Genomic DNA, 14322 nt, shown 5'->3' on the forward strand with positions numbered 1-14322 from the left:
GGTCGCCCGACTGCCCGCACCACGGCACGCCCAAGGAGTCGAGGCATCGACCCACCGTTGCGGGCCGGGGTCCGCGGGGCTGGGGGTCGCCGGCCACCGAGACTTTAGACAGCTCCCATGGGGCGAGCCTCGAAGAACAGGGGGCCGATCGGGCTGTTGCGGGCAGCTCCAAGGACTGCCCGATCCGCTGGCGAGCGTAAGGCCCCCTGTTCACTCGCCCCATGGCAGCTACCGTCCAAAGTCTCAGTGACCGACGACGTGCCCACGCGCGCCACTCACAAGCAAGACGCCTCACGCCGCGCCACCGTCGCCGCCCGAGATGCCCTCCAAGAGCCTGGAGAGCCGGTCCACCGCATCGAGCCGGCCCGCCACCCGCACTACTCCCCGCCCGCTCTCGTTCGTCGAGGCAACGGCCCGCACCTGGGACAGTTCGAACCCCGCACCGAGCAGTGCCCGGTTGAGCCGGTCCGCAGCACCCCGCGCCTCACGCCAACCCGCGATGTAGTCAACGCCAGGCACCCACATCCCGCAGGCCGCACCCTCGAAGTCGAGGCCGTCACTCAGCCGGTCCTCACCCGAGCCAGTCACCTTGCCCACCTCTGCCCTGATCTAGTAACGGATCGTCAACTCTCTTTTCTTCAGGGCAGATGCGCAGCGCAGCGGCCCCGGTACCATCAGGCACCGGGGACCGCTGCGTCCCCTCCCGGACCACCCCGGTTGCTTCCCGGCGCGGGGGTGGTCCGGTCTCGGTATGAGGTTGTGAAGCGCGGCCCCTCAGCTCAGGAGGGGAGCTCCTGGGATGGCCCGAGGAGCCGCGCCCCGTACGGCCGAAGCGGGTCAGGCTCCGGCCGGCGTCCGGACCGCCGCCTACTCCCGATCGCGTGGGAGTGGGCAGGCGTGCGGCCCGGAGATCTCTACGTAGCGCTGTCGAGGTCGAAGCGGCACCACACGGTCTTGCCTCCTGGGCCGTTTGGCGACCACCACACCGCGTCGGCCAGTCGCTGAATGATCAGTAGTCCCCGCCCCTGGTCTGGCAGCAAGGCTTCGGAGAAGTCACCCGCTAGCTCGGGTGAGACGAATTCGCGGGCCGGGAGATCGGGCGGGGTGGAGTCCTCGTCGGCGACGCCGATGAACAGCCACCCGGGCCACGTCTTCACCAGCACGTCGATTCGCCGCGCGGCACCAGGTTGTGTCAGGCAGTCGTCCGGCACCGCGTGGTGCACGACGTTGCCGACCAGCTCGGAGACGACGAGTCGGGCGTCGTCGACCATGTGGTCGAGCCCCCAGTCCTGGAGGCAGGCAGCGACCATGTTGCGGGCGGCGTAAGCGGTGCCGGCGGTCTCGTCGAAGAGCGTCAGTGCCCGGAAGTGACCCGCTGAGGGATCCTGCGCCGCGTCACGCAGCGGGACCGCACGCGGGGTGTTCGCTCTCCGTTTGCTCTGCCGAGCATCCATTGCGTCCCCTGCCACCTGCCGACGGACCCTGTAGCCCGTCGCTCCGTGCAGAACAGTGAACGGCGCGGCCCGCGGAACCGGGAGCGTTCACCCGGGGGTTCACGTGAACACCGGCAAATGCAAAGGGGGTTCACCGATGAACCCCCCAATGTCAGAGCCCTGTGCCACGATGAATACTCGCTGTCATTCTCGGGTTGGCAGGGGAGCATGAGCCGAGAGCCAAACGCACAGTTGATCGCGGTCATGACCGAAGCGAACGTCTCCAACAAGGGACTCGCCAAGCGGATGCAGGATGCCGCAGCCCGGCACGGAACGAGTCTCGGGACGACGCACGTCGCCGTGCAGCGTTGGCGAGACGGAGCGGGCATCCAGCCCCAGACGGCGGCAATCATGGCGGACGTTCTCAGTTCCAAACTGAACCGCCGCATCACACCCGCCAACCTCGGCTTCTTCCGCCACCTCCCGCAATCGTCACCGCAGCCGATCGGATACCCGGACACCGTGTCCGACGTGCTGTCCATGCTCGACGGACTTGCCGACGAACGGGTTGAAGCCGCTACTCCCGACCATCTGACGATCGCGGACACCGATCTCAACTCAGCGGTTCTGTCATGGATGATTGCGCGCCCCGACAGCATCGAGGCCGACAGACCCGCTCACCAACGCATCGGCATGCGCGACGTGCGCGCCATCCGAGACGCGGCCAGCATGTTCATGCAGCTCGACTTCAAGTACGGCGGAGGCCACGGCCACCGGGCGCTACGCCACTACTTCCGCCAGGAAGTGCTTCCGCTCCTGGAGGCCAGCTACAGCCAGAAGGTCGGCACCGCGTTATTCGGCGCCGCTGCCGAAGTGTCGCAGCTACTCGCGTGGACCGCGTACGACAGCGGAAACCAGCGACTCGCCCACCGCTACCTGACATCCACACTGCGCCTATCACAAGTCATCGGCGACCGCATGTTTGGCGCCCGCATCCTCGGCAACCTCAGCCACCAGGCCAACTACCTGGGCAACCACGCCCAAGCCATCCAACTCGCGCGCGCCGCCGTCGAAGGCGCCAAGGGCCGGGCCACTCCGCGAGCCATGGCGAACTACTCCGCCATGGAAGCCCGCGCCCTGGCCAACGGAGGAGACCGCATCGGCGCCGGCCGGGCGATGAACGAAGCGGAACGCCACTTCGAGCACGCCGACACCGCCGACGACCCCGCATGGCTCGACTACTTCGACTCCGCGGAACTCATGGGCGAACTCTGCCACTGCTTCCGCGACCTGAAGATGCGCCGCGAATCCGTCGAGGCAGCGCAACGCGCGGTCGATCAAACCGACCCGAAGTACGCCCGCACCCTGGGGTTCTGCCGCATGGTGCTCGCCCAAAGCCACCTGCTGAACGGCGAACTGGAAGCCGCCGTCACGACAGCCAGTCTGGCCGTGGACGGCGGGGACACCCTCCAGTCATCCCGCTTCCAGCGCTACGTGACCGACTTCCAAACCGAAGTCAGCATCCACGCCGCAAACCCAGTCGTGGCCGCCTTCAATGACCAGGTGCACGACGCCCTCGCCCGCTTGGACGACGACGAGTAGCTACCAGGGACGCCAATCCCGAGGCCCTTCGTCATTGCGCAGCCCAGCAATGCGACGGCCGTACTCGGCCGCCGTCCGCTCGTCTTCCTGCACGTTCTGCATCAGCCACGTCGTCATGCCGAACTCCTGCAACCCGCGCAGCGTCTCGTACCCGTGCCACTCGTACAGATCCCGCCCGTAGGCCCTAACGAAGTTGGCGTACTGATCGTCGGTCTGCCACCCAAGACTGTGGTGCTCGACGGCGGTTACCATCAGATCCCACTCGGGATGATCGAAGCAGAAGGCCTCGAAGTCGATCAGGATCACGTGTCCTTGATCGTCCACCATGAGGTTCTGCACGTGAGCGTCACCGTGCACCGGTCCCTTGGGCGTCTCGAACCGCAGCTCTTCGAACTTGTCCCGCAGCTCCCGCCACCGCTTCCGCAGGAAGACTCGGTCATCCTTGGGAATCGCGGCCCGATCGAGCCGCAGCTCCTGCTTGTCAAAGGGGTCGAACGAAGGCAGCTCCAAGTCAGCGGGCAGCGTCAAGGAATGTAGATCCTTCAGGATCGCACCCAACTCCCCATACGTTGCCTTGCGGTCTCCGGCCTCGATTAGATGCCAGAACGTCACAGGGTGCCCGCCGACCACGAGCGGCTGCTCCAGATCCTCAACGACCCGCGCAGCGGGAAACCCTTCCGCCGCCAGCCACCGCGCCACAGCCACCTCGTTGCGCGACTTCGGCAGCCACTCCTCCCCGCGAGCCACCCGCACGATCACCGGCACAGACGCCAGCCGGAACAACGCGTTTTCTCCGAGACGGATCAACTCCGCGCCTCTATGGTCGAGCCCGGCAGCCTGGCAGGCGGCAACCGCCACTCGCGTTGCCCCGGCCGAGGTGAACCCCTCTTCAGATCGAGCAGCGTCAACCGCCATGCCCGCACCAGCTCCCCTAGTTGCGCGCGATCAACCGGCGCGTCCGGGGGTGACCAACCCCGTACGCGCAGGACACAGGGGTGACCGTACCCAGGATCGCACGAAGGGTTCCAGAGCTCTCTTCTGGAATCAGGGCCTCGAACCGGCAACACCGCGGGATACTGATGACTCGGGCCACTATGCGGCGCGATTCGCTCTGAAACGGGGGAAGGCCCATGAGTTCTGGACAGCGGAAGATCGTAATCTTCACGGGACTGGCTGTCGGATTAATGGCTGGCTCTTTCTCGCTCATGAGTTGGAGTCACGCAAACGAAATCGCGGGTGTCACTTCTGCCCTCTTAAGCGTGATTGGAGTGGCGGTCACAATCTGGTTTTCCCTGACGCCAAACCCTCGCTTGGGAATACGAGTGTCATCGACGGGAAAAGCGTCTACGGTAGCCAACGGAAAGGCCAATACCGGATTCTTTGGTGCTCGATCTGCATCAACCTCAGTGTCGGTCACAGTCGAGAACACGGGAGATGCAGAAGCAGATAGCGGGGAAGCCAACTCAGGTATCCGTTTCCAATGACGAACGACCCATTAATCTCAGGAGAGCGAGGCAGGGGTCTAGTTGCTCAGGAAAGAGCCCAAGGGATTGTACGCCAGGCACACAGCGGCTGCCAGTGCCACTGGAGCGGGTTCGTTTGCCAATACAGGCGTCATCTATGGCGGCGTCTCTGTTACTTCTAATCGCCCGGCCACGTCTGGATATCACCATCAAATCAGACGCCTCGGTGCGGCGCGATTCGAAGGGCGGGAGTCCGAATTGGCGGCAATGGCTGAATTTTGCACAGTTTCGGATACCGCTCGTACGTATTGGCGATGGCACGCTCCTGCTTGGGCCGGCAAGACCGCTCTTATGGCGAGTTTTGCCCTTAATGGGCCTGATGATGTTGAACTGGCTTCCTTTTTCATTACCGGACGCCTTGCTGGGCAGGACGACCGCACAGCATTCTGCGAGGTTGTACAACGGCAACTCTGCGCGATCCTTGGTGAAGAGGTTCCGCCAGTCACTGATCACACACGTGACGAGCAGTTCCTCGAGGCGTTTGAGCGGGCAGCCGGCGCTTGCCGAGCGCGGGGACGCAGGCTTGTTCTCCTCGTCGATGGCCTTGATGAAGATCGCGGTGTTGTTGCTGGTCCAGATAGCTATAGCATCGCAGGACTCCTGCCAGCCATTCCGCCAAATGGATCCCGTATTATTGTTTCAGGGCGTCCGCACCCGCCGATACCTGACGACGTCTCTGATGATCACCCCCTTCGAGATCCCGAAATTTCGCATGAACTAAAAGTCTCCCCGTATGCTGAAGCGTCCCGTCGCGATGCCGAGCGTGATCTATTTCGTCTGCTGGAGACGGATGAAATGGGCCGCTTTCTGGTCGGTTTGACGGCCGTCGCCGGCGGGGGCTTGACTGCGGATGACCTAGGCAACTTGGCAGACGTACCTCCACGTCTGGTGCAAATAACCCTGGCGACAGTGGCTGGCCGGTCTTTTCGTCTGAGTGGACCGCAGTGGCCAGATGAAAACGATTCCCTAGCCTGGTCGGAAACTTATCTGCTTGCGCATGAGGAACTTCAGCAGGCAGCGATTCAGCTTCTATCTCGGAACGAGATAGAAGTGCATCGAGAGCGACTGCATACATGGGCTGAATCATATGCATTGCAGGGTTGGCCCGAAGGTACCCCTGAATATCTGCTACGAGGTTACAGTCGCCTACTGCTCCAAACGGCGGATAGCGAGCGTCTGACCAGATTGGCTTGTGACGTCCAGCGCCATGAGCGCCTTCTGAATGCCTCTGGAACGGACTGGGAAGCACTTTCCGAGATTTCGGCTGCTTTCGATCTAATTCTTTCGATTTCGCCACCTTCGGAAGTGCGGGTAAGGGACGCTATTGCTCTCGCGGTGCGCCGCGACGCGCTACATGAGCGCACGAGGGGTACGCCAAAATCCATTCTCTCTTTGTGGATTTCGCTGGGTCGTGCAAGTCGGGCTGTTAATTATGCGCGTGCACTAGAAGATCCGTCGTACAAGGCGGCCTCGCTCGTTTATGTGGCTGCGCGACTTCAGGACACCGAACATTCGGACTATGTGCATGAACTGATAGGCGAAGCTGTGATGCTCGCTCGCAGCGTAATCGAGCCTGAATTGAGGGCTGACGACTTTGCGGAGCTTGCCGAAGAACTTGCGTTGATGGGACGGCGTGAACTTTCCTTGCAGCTAGCCGATCAGGCTGCAGGGATACTTGACGAATTGGACCCATCGGATGTACTCGATGAAACGATGTCATCGCTAAGTGGAGCGCTGTCAGAGATGGGTGAATACGACCGTGCTCTGTCGCTCATTTCACTCGATACGACTGCAAGCGTCCAGGTTACCGTTTTGAGGCCTCTGGTCGTACGCCTGACGCGCAGGGGCGAGGTTTCTCGGGCGATTGACTTGGCTGATGCTGTAGAGGATTCCGCAAGTCGCGCTACCTTGTTGCTGAGTATTAGTAAATTTGCCACTAACGAGCTGAATGCAGAAGCGACTAGATGCGCCGAAAAGGCGATGCTATGTATTTCTCAGCTGTCTAGCCACGCGAGGCGTAGTCACCTGCTGTCCGAAGCTGCAAATCTGTGGGTGAAGATCGGAAATAATACGCGTGCGCTGGAGGTCGCTCAGCAAGCAATTCTGTCAGCCGAGGCGATAGCCGACTCGGTGCGATCCATTGACTTCGCTTTTGTTGTCGCCTGCGAAGCCCTAGCCGTCGCTGGAAATTGCGATGTAGCAGTGGAAAAGGCGCAATCTCTCGTAAGTGATGAAATGAAAGACTACTGCCTCGACACCATAGCTGTATCTGCTGCTATGGCTGGCAATTACGTGCGGGCTGTCGAAATTCTTGATCTCATCGAGGGGTCTAAGCAAAAAGGCTATGCTACGGACAACGTGGCAGGTGTTATGGCTCGCTCGGGTGAGTACGAGCAGGCAATTCGGTTGATAGATACGATGCCTGCACCGAGAGGCAGGTCCAATCGGCATGCTGAAACGCTCTGTGTAATCGCGGAAGCTCTTCTCAAGGCTGGCGATCGTGGTCGGGCATTGGAGATGGGGCAGCGGGCTACCTCCACCGCGCATGCAGAAATAGATTGGATGACACGGGCTCATCAGTTGTTCCTCGTGGCTGATTCCCTATGTGATGCTGGTGAGTTCGACTGTGCCCGTGGGGTACTTGATGAGGTTTTGGGCAGGGGTGGGACAGAGAATAATTCGGAGCCACCTTATGAGGCTCCGAGCATCCTTGCTAAGGCAGGTGATTTTGACCGCGCCATCCTTTTGGCGCGCGAGTTCGGTCATGCTCCTACTCGGGCTTCTGCTCAGATCTCTATTGCTGAGGCAATGGCGTCTAGCGGAGAACGGGAGCGCGCATTGACTCTATTGCGAGAAACGCTTGACCTCTGCCGAGAGTCCGACAGTGGAAAGTGGCGGATGAGTATCCTTGCAGCCATTGCTGAGGTCGTTGCCAAATCAGGAGATTTGGAGCATGCCGATGCCCTGGGCGAGGATCTCTTGGCTTCTGTTCGCGCATCTGGGATGCCAGAATCCAAAGCCTTTGGTCTAGCGTGCGCGTCTGAGAGTTTTTTTCATATGGGGCAAGAAGGCAGAGCTGTTGAATTGGCGATGGAAGCCGATGGCTTGATACAAGGACTGCCACACGTAGATGCGAAAGAAGAAGTCTGGCGATGTATAGCTCGCACTCTGGCAAGCATTGGAGAGGGTGATTCTGCATTCCAGTTCGCACTGTCCGTGGGAGACACCGAGGAGCGGGCAGAACTGGCGCTATTCGTTATCCGTGAAGTGGCTCGCCGCGGCGATGTGGAGATGGCCAATCGGCTTACCGATAGGCTGGCCCATCCATACTTGAAAGCGCTCGCTAGCGTTTCGATTTGTCTCGCAAGAAACGACCTGGCAGCGGCGTGTTGTAACCTGATGCGCGCGCTTCAAGTAGGCAAATGGGTGACGGCAGTGCCAACCATTGGGGAAATCGGAGCCAGCCATCTCGAAGGACTTTCCAGTCTGCTCTTGCGCGATATCGGGCGCGCTTAAAAAGCAGCCGTACGTGCGGTTGAGTCTCTCCACTAGCGGCCAAAAGCTTCATCCGTGGGAACCACTTCACGTCCCAGTGGCATGAGGGAGATCGGAATCAGCTTCAAGTTGGCCCACCCGAACGGGATCCCGATGATTGACAGGAACAACGGGATGCTTGTGACAAGGTGGGCCAGAGCCAGCCACCACCCAGCAAAAATGACCCAGATCACGTTCCCGATGAACGAACCTGCACCGGCATCCGGCTTCTCCACGGTGGTGCGGCCGAACGGCCAGAGGACGAAGCCGGCGATACGCAGCGACGCGACGCCGAACGGGATGGTGATGATCAGGATGAAGCAGATGATCGCGGCGATGAGGTAGCCGATCGCCATCCAGATGCCGCAAAAGATGAGCCAGATGATGTTCAGCAGCAGGTGGAAGAGCTTCATGATCGGTACCTCCAGATGGGTCCGCCAGCACGCTTCTCCTACAAGTATCCGCTGGTCATGACTTCAGGCGGAACCGCAACGCACTTGTGGCGCGATCGGGAAGGTTGCGGGACAATCCCGTTCGGGATCGCCGCCTTCCGCATCGGCATCTACGCCCTGTGGCCCTTCGGCTATACGACAGTGGAGCGCCACGACGCGGGCGCGCCGTCCTGCGTCGGCAACGTCCTGTGGCTGGTCCTGGCAGGCTGGTGGCTCGCCCTGGCCCACATCGTCACGGGCATCGCCATGTGCATCACGATCATCGGCATCCCGTTCGGCATCGCCAACTTCAAACTCATCCCGATCTCGCTGTTCCCGCTGGGACGCGAAATCGTGCCTACGGACCAGCCGTTCGCGTCGCGCTGACGGGTGGGAGCGGGCCGCTGCGGTCAACGGCCCGGGCGGCTACCTCGGCCGGGGCCCGGACGCGCTGAACGACTGCCTCCGCGTCCGCTGGGGCGCCCAGCCGCCCCTTCACGATCGTCCGGTACTCCGCCACGTCGCCCGCGCCTGCCTCGGCGTCACCCGCACACCGGCCATCGCCCGCCGACCTTCGGGGAACCCGTCGCCTTCCTCGCCGAAACGGCGTCGACGTCCGTCTCGGTGAGGGTTGTCCACAGGCTGCCCGATTGTCAGTGGCGCGCTGCATGATGAACCCATGACCGAAATCGAGCAGTTGCTGGCACGGGTTGCCACACAGGCCCGCAACACCCGCCCGTGGGGCTGGCCTTCGCTGCCCGAGCCCGTGGGCACGGCCGAGGTCGCCCGCGCCGAGGCCGTGCTCGGCTTCCCGCTGCCCGCCCTGCTCACCTCGCTCTACCTGCGGATAGGGGACGGCGGATTCGGTCCGGAATACGGCCTGTTGCCCTTGCTCGACGGCCCGCCGTCGGGCGAGCCGGCGGTCGTTCCGCAGTACCTCGCCAGCCGCGAGAGTGGCCGCAAGGACCCCGACTGGCCATGGCCTGAGGGTGTCCTGCCGATATCCCACTGGGGCTGCGGAATGTACGCGTGCGTGGACTGCCTGAGCCCCGATGGCACGGTCCTGCTCTACGAGCCGAACGCCGACGAGGCCGACCACGCCTGGTACGTGGACGCACCCGACCTCGCGACCTGGCTGCGCGCCTGGCTCGACGGAACCGGCTGGTACGAGGAGTTCCACGACGGCGCGGACCTCCTCCCGTGGCCCGACTTCCGCATACGTACGACGGCGACCCGGGCTTCGTGACCCGCTAGCGCGAAGCCGCCCACAGCCGTACGCCGTACACCGCCGCCCCCACCGCCAGGACGGCCGTGCCGACGACCACCGAAACACCCTGCAGGGCACAGGCCAGCGTCACGCACCCGAGGAGTCCCAGCACCGGCACGACCCGCGACGCCGGGGCCGGACTCAGCGTCCAGGCGGAGGCGTTGGCGATCGCGTAGTACGCCAGCACACCGAAGGAGGAGAAGCCGATCGCGCCGCGCACATCCACGGTCGCGGCCAGCGCGGCGACCACCACGCCCACGGCCGGTTCCGCCCGGTGCGGGACCTGGAAGCGCGGATGCACGGCGGCCAGCGCGCCCGGCAGATGACGGTCGCGGGCCATGGCCAGCGTGGTCCGCGAGACACCCAGGATCAGGGCGAGAAGAGAGCCGAGCGCGGCCACGGCGGCCCCCACCCGCACCACCGGCACGAGTCCCGGCAGCCCGGCTGCCCGTACAGCGTCCGCCAGCGGCGCCGGGGCAAGCCCCAGCCCGGTCGATCCGAGCACCGAAAGGACAGCGACAGCGACCGCCGCGTACACCGCGAGCGCGATGCCCAGGGCCAGCGGGATCGCACGCGGAATGGTGCGCGCCGGATCGCGTACCTCCTCGCCGAGCGTCGCGATGCGCGCGTACCCGGCGAACGCGAAGAACAGCAGACCGGCGCCCTGAAGCACCCCGCCCGCGCCGGACGACAGTCCGATGTCCAGCCGCCCGGCATCGGCGACGTCGGAACCGAGACACCCGACCACCACGGAAGCGAGGACCGCCAGGACCACCGCCACGATCACCCGCGTCAGCCAGGCCGACTTCTGCACGCCGCCGTAGTTCACGGCGGTCAGCGCGACCACGGCCGTGACCGCCACCGCGTGCGCGTGTGACGGCCAGACGTACGCGCCCACGGTGAGCGCCATCGCCGCGCAGGAGGCCGTCTTGCCGACGATGAAGGACCAGCCCGCCAGATATCCCCAGAAGGCGCCCAGCCGCTCACGCCCGTAGACGTACGTGCCGCCGGAAGCGGGGTACAGGGCGGCCAGCCGTGCCGAGGACATCGCGTTGCAGTAGGCGACGACCGCGGCGAGCGCGAGTCCGAGCAGCAGTCCGGATCCGGCCGCCCGCGCAGCGGGGCCGAGCGCGGCGAAGATCCCGGCACCGATCATCGAGCCGAGACCGATGACCACGGCGTCACCGACTCCTAGCGTGCGGCGCAACTCGGGACTCGACGACGTCATGGGCCGCACCCTACTGATCACTGCAACCGGGGGAGCCGTGGCTATGTCCTGTTCATCAACACAGCACCGGCACGCGCTCCACCGGCACCGGACGCGGACAGCTCGGGCACGGCCCGGCAGGACCGAGATCACAGGGCCGGGACAGCGTGAGCACAGCGCGGAAGAGCAGGTTCAGGACATGGGCATCATCAGCTGGGTCATTCTGGGGCTGCTGGCCGGCGCCATCGCCAAGTTCCTGCTCCCGGGGCGCGACCCGGGAGGCTTCATCGGAACGACCGTCATCGGTGTCGCGGGCGCGTTCATAGGCGGCTGGATATCGGCCCGCTGGCTGGACCACCCCATCACCAAGCAGTTCTACGACGGTGCCACTTGGGCCGCCGCCATCGGTGGCGCGCTCGTGCTGCTGATCGTCTACCGCGTCCTGTTCGGCGACTCGCGCCGCTGAGCGCGTACCGCCCGAGTCCACGGCCGGCAGACGAGAAGGGTGGACACCCCGGGTGTCCACCCTTCTTCGCACCGCCGACCACTCCCGTGGCCACTTCCTGGTGCCGCGAGACGAAGTGCCCCCGGCAACGATCCGCCCCGGCAGGAACCGCCCCGCAGCGACCCGGGCCCTGAGACGGGTCGGCGAAGTACTGGCGATGCGTGTCGGCGTTCGCCGTGCAGGGGTGTCACCAGGCGTTCTGTCAGGGGTTCTCCCAGGCGTTCTACCGGTAGTTCACGAACTGCAGAGCGAAGTCGAAGTCCTTGCCCTTGAGGAGGGCCTGAACGGCCTGCAGGTCGTCACGGCTCTTCGAGCTGACGCGCAGCTCGTCGCCCTGGACCTGGGCCTTCACGCCCTTGGGGCCCTCATCGCGAATGATCTTCGCCACCTTCTTCGCGTTGTCCTGGGAGATGCCCTCCTCGATCGTCGCGAAGATCTTGTACTCCTTGCCGGAGAGCTGGGGCTCACCGGCGTCCAGCGACTTCAGCGAGATGCCGCGCTTGATCAGCTTGGTCTCGAACACATCGAGGATGGCCTTCACCCGCTCCTCGGAGTTCGCCTCCATGAGGATCTTCTCGCCGGACCAGGAGATGGAGGCGCCGACGTTCTTGAAGTCGTAGCGCTGCGAGATCTCCTTGGCGGTCTGGTTGAGGGCGTTGTCGACCTCCTGCCGCTCGACCTTCGAGACGATGTCGAAACTGGAGTCGGCCATGTCCTGTGGCTCCTTGTATCGGGGTGCGTAGGGGCGGCCGTCGAGCCCGGCGTAGGCCTCCGGCCGCATCCGCATAAGCCTAGTCACCCCCCTCCCCCCAAGCGTCGATCAATTGGGTGGCGAAGCATCCCCGGGCATCAGGTATCGTTTACGTCGTTGCCAGGGAGCACCGCAGAAGCGAGGCTCAGGGGCAGCATCCCCGGCGGTGTGCCCGAGCGGCCAAAGGGAGCAGACTGTAAATCTGCCGGCTTAGCCTTCCGTGGTTCGAATCCACGCGCCGCCACACGGGAACCAAGGGCCCGTGACCTGCCTAAACGGCAGGTCACGGGCCCTTGGTCATGCTCCCCGCCGATCAGTGCGCTGTCTCACGCTGTCTCGCGTTCGACCGCCGTATCTCGGGATGCGTGGACGGGGCGTGGACGGGATCCTTGGAGTGTCAGCCGCGCAGTCCCAGCCGGGCCGAGATCTTGGCGTTGGCGGCTTCGTCGCCCTCCTTGAGGAATTTCGCACACACGGTAGAGCACGCCCACGCTGTGGCCGACCCGCTCCGCCATGAGCTGTGGCTCCACACCGGAGCTGAGGAACTGAGGCATGTGGAGACGGCAGCATGACGCAGGTCATACGGTCGCTTGGCCGGCGTCGATTCGAACTCCGGAGTGCTGAGGGCGCGTGTCCGGGCCTCCGCCCAGACCTCGCCGTATCCGGTGTCCTGGGACCAGGCACCGGCACGATGTCTGGAAGAGCCGGGCGTCGGGAGCCGTGCCGTACGCGGTGACGTGCCATCGGAGTAGGGCAACCAGCTCGAGCCACCTGATGCGGGTGAGCGGGTTGTCGGTGAGGAGTTCGGCCTCCACCGCGAACGCAGGGGAGTTGTAGAGAATCGCCCGCTTACGGCTGATGGTTCCGGGCGCCGCTGTCTTCCCGTCCAGCTTTCCGGAGACGGCCCGGAGACTGGTCCGCACGGGGACGAGATCCGAGAGCGCCGACGTTGCCAGTGAGTTGAGCTCGAACCAGTCCAGAATCTTGGCGACGTCGGCAGGGCTCCTCGCTTCAGAGGTTCTTGTTGAAGGCCCAGCCGTACAGCGCGGTGCGGACGACTCTCGCGTCCGGCATGCCCTTGGTGTCCTTCACGAACGTCGGTGAGGAACGACTCGGAGCGCGGGTGTTCGCCTACCTTCCAGCCTGCGGATGGCGATCGACAGGACAGTGGCAAGTCCTGAACGGCGTCAGCGTTTGGGGCGGGCGTTTCTTCTGGGGTGATGCCGCCGATGCTGATGGGGCGCCCCGTTGCGGTGCTTCGGGGTAGGAGGCGGGGATGGCCGACGGACAATCGCGCAAGGGCGGGACAGAGTTCGGCTCGAGAAGCCGCCCGTGGTTGCGCTATTTGGTGGTGCTCTGTGTGTGGGGACCGCTGTACGGACTGAGTGCACTAGCGTCCCACTTTGTGTTGGGCAGGCCGTGGGACCGGGCTTTCTTGCTGGCCATAGGTCCGATGGTGGCCGTGCCCGCGTACGTCTTGTGGTCCAACAGACGAGGCCGAGGCGGGCGCGAGGGCGACGCGAGGCCCGCGGTCCCGGCGAAGGTGCCGCCGCCTCCGCCACCGCCCTTGGACCCGTAACTCAGCTGTGGACCACGGTCCACATCCGCAAGGCCGTGATCAAGCGCGACCCCTTCTTGGAGCTGCCGGAAGCGGAGAAGATCTGCACGGCGATCCAGCCGCCGAACGCGTCGGCGGTCAGGGTGATGTGTTGCTGCGGACCGCGCGGGCGCCGCCGACGCCTTGTCCAGCGTGAGCCGCAACGCCAGGGGACGCAGGGCGACGGTCTTGCCCTCGGTTCGGCAGACCCGTGATCAGAAGGTGCCGCTGGTACAGGGACAGCGCGGCGGCATCCCCGCGCAGGTCATGCCCCCAGGGGGCGCGGCCCTTCGCGTAGTCGGCGGTCATCGTCTCGTCAGCGATCAGCGATCAGCGATCAGCGATCAGCGATCAGCGGAGGCGGATCGATCGGCTCGTCCAGTGCACCGAAGTCGGCGACCCGGACGCGAACCGTGCGGGCGGCCTGCGGGACGGTGATGAACACGTCGTGCTCGGAGTGATCGGCTCCGGG

General features: G+C 64.2%; 11 protein-coding genes, 1 tRNA gene and 1 pseudogene. 6 read left to right on the forward strand and 7 right to left on the reverse strand.

The window, feature by feature from the left end; translation table 11 throughout:
* Positions 1-291 precede the first annotated feature (291 nt).
* Positions 292-588 (reverse strand): hypothetical protein, encoded by a 297-nt coding sequence (locus tag ACWD68_RS10400; protein ID WP_451806043.1) that lies wholly within the window; start codon positions 586-588, stop codon positions 292-294.
* A 326-nt stretch (positions 589-914) separates the two neighbouring features.
* Positions 915-1454, reverse strand: a complete 540-nt coding sequence (locus ACWD68_RS10405) for an ATP-binding protein (RefSeq protein ID WP_451806044.1) — start codon at positions 1452-1454, stop codon at positions 915-917.
* A gap of 207 nt (positions 1455-1661) precedes the next feature.
* Here ACWD68_RS10405 and ACWD68_RS10410 point away from each other — a divergent pair, with 207 nt between their 5' ends.
* A complete protein-coding gene (locus ACWD68_RS10410; protein WP_451806045.1) occupies positions 1662-3035 on the forward strand; it encodes a sporulation protein in 1374 nt (457 codons plus the stop codon).
* Here ACWD68_RS10410 and ACWD68_RS10415 read toward each other — a convergent pair whose 3' ends face one another.
* The gene (locus tag ACWD68_RS10415; RefSeq protein ID WP_451806046.1) at positions 3036-3950 is read right to left on the reverse strand and encodes an aminoglycoside phosphotransferase family protein; all 915 of its coding nucleotides are present in this window, start codon (positions 3948-3950) and stop codon (positions 3036-3038) included. It abuts the gene before it with no gap.
* An 899-nt stretch (positions 3951-4849) separates the two neighbouring features.
* Here ACWD68_RS10415 and ACWD68_RS10420 point away from each other — a divergent pair.
* A complete protein-coding gene (locus tag ACWD68_RS10420; RefSeq protein WP_451806047.1) occupies positions 4850-8074 on the forward strand; it encodes a tetratricopeptide repeat protein in 3225 nt (1074 codons plus the stop codon).
* 32 nt (positions 8075-8106) lie between these two features.
* Here ACWD68_RS10420 and ACWD68_RS10425 read toward each other — a convergent pair whose 3' ends face one another.
* On the reverse strand, positions 8107-8505 hold the full coding sequence (locus ACWD68_RS10425; protein ID WP_451806048.1) for a YccF domain-containing protein: 399 nt from the start codon (positions 8503-8505) through the stop codon (positions 8107-8109).
* A 57-nt stretch (positions 8506-8562) separates the two neighbouring features.
* On the opposite strand from ACWD68_RS10425, the gene ACWD68_RS10430 reads away from it, so the two are divergent.
* Positions 8563-8910 (forward strand): YccF domain-containing protein, encoded by a 348-nt coding sequence (locus tag ACWD68_RS10430; protein WP_451806147.1) that lies wholly within the window; start codon positions 8563-8565, stop codon positions 8908-8910.
* A gap of 292 nt (positions 8911-9202) precedes the next feature.
* The gene (locus ACWD68_RS10435) at positions 9203-9769 is read left to right on the forward strand and encodes an SMI1/KNR4 family protein (protein ID WP_451806049.1); all 567 of its coding nucleotides are present in this window, start codon (positions 9203-9205) and stop codon (positions 9767-9769) included.
* 4 nt (positions 9770-9773) lie between these two features.
* On the opposite strand, the gene ACWD68_RS10440 is transcribed toward ACWD68_RS10435, so the two are convergent.
* Entirely contained in the window at positions 9774-11018 is a 1245-nt protein-coding gene (locus ACWD68_RS10440; RefSeq protein WP_451806050.1) for an APC family permease, read from the reverse strand.
* Between the two features lie 178 nt (positions 11019-11196).
* On the opposite strand from ACWD68_RS10440, the gene ACWD68_RS10445 reads away from it, so the two are divergent.
* Positions 11197-11463, forward strand: a complete 267-nt coding sequence (locus ACWD68_RS10445) for a GlsB/YeaQ/YmgE family stress response membrane protein (RefSeq protein WP_451806051.1) — start codon at positions 11197-11199, stop codon at positions 11461-11463.
* A gap of 262 nt (positions 11464-11725) precedes the next feature.
* Here the strand turns inward: ACWD68_RS10445 and ACWD68_RS10450 are convergent, their stop codons facing one another.
* On the reverse strand, positions 11726-12214 hold the full coding sequence (locus ACWD68_RS10450) for a YajQ family cyclic di-GMP-binding protein (protein ID WP_451806052.1): 489 nt from the start codon (positions 12212-12214) through the stop codon (positions 11726-11728).
* Between the two features lie 201 nt (positions 12215-12415).
* Between ACWD68_RS10450 and ACWD68_RS10455 the strand changes: the two genes are divergently transcribed.
* A tRNA-Tyr gene (locus ACWD68_RS10455) sits at positions 12416-12497 on the forward strand.
* A gap of 1493 nt (positions 12498-13990) precedes the next feature.
* Here the strand turns inward: ACWD68_RS10455 and ACWD68_RS10460 are convergent.
* Positions 13991-14304 (reverse strand): annotated as a pseudogene (locus ACWD68_RS10460) (ATP-binding protein); the annotation flags it as partial.
* Positions 14305-14322 lie beyond the last annotated feature (18 nt).

The organism is Streptomyces sp. NPDC005141 (assembly GCF_053599975.1).